This is a genomic window from Chitinimonas violaceus, assembly GCF_052601015.1.
Map to the genome: position 1 here is coordinate 1 of NZ_JBQXDJ010000219.1, position 519 is coordinate 519.

Below are 519 nucleotides of genomic sequence, written 5' to 3' on the forward strand. Positions count from 1 at the left end.
AGCCCATTGAACAGGGCATGGCCGCACCCGGGCTGCTAGCCCACATCATCGTCAGCAAATGGGCAGACCATCTGCCGCTCAACCGCCAAGCCGGCATGCTCAAGCGTCATGGCATTGAACTCTCGCCTAATACCTTAGGCGACTGGGTGCTGGCCTGTGGGGAGCTACTCAAGCCGCTGCATGCACGCCTGTGCGAGATCGTGCGGCACAGTGACATCCTGCATACCGACGACACCATCGTTCCGCTGGCGCAGAAGGGTGGTACGAAACAGGCACGTGCCTGGGTCTATGTCGACCCGCACACTCGGCTGGCCGCCTACGACTTCAGCGAAACGCGCGCCGGCGAGTGAATTCCCCCGGTTTTCGTGGAGGCTCAGTTGTTAGAGACAGGTGAACTGTGCCTGCTCGTTTAGCTGTCGGTAATAAGCTGTCTCCGCTTCTGCTGGTGGCACGTAGCCGATTGAGCTTAGTAACCGATGGTGGTTGTACCACGCAACCCACTCCAACGTGGCCAGTTCG

At 59.7% G+C, this 519-nt stretch carries 1 protein-coding gene and 1 pseudogene; one reads left to right on the forward strand and one right to left on the reverse strand.

The features are described 5' to 3' along the window. Positions 1-350 (forward strand): IS66 family transposase (locus ACUHMQ_RS21005; RefSeq protein WP_445297382.1); only part of this gene is annotated, 350 nt, incomplete at its 5' end. 30 nt (positions 351-380) lie between these two features. On the opposite strand, the pseudogene ACUHMQ_RS21010 reads toward ACUHMQ_RS21005, so the two are convergent. Then, positions 381-519 (reverse strand): annotated as a pseudogene (locus ACUHMQ_RS21010) (IS3 family transposase); the annotation flags it as partial.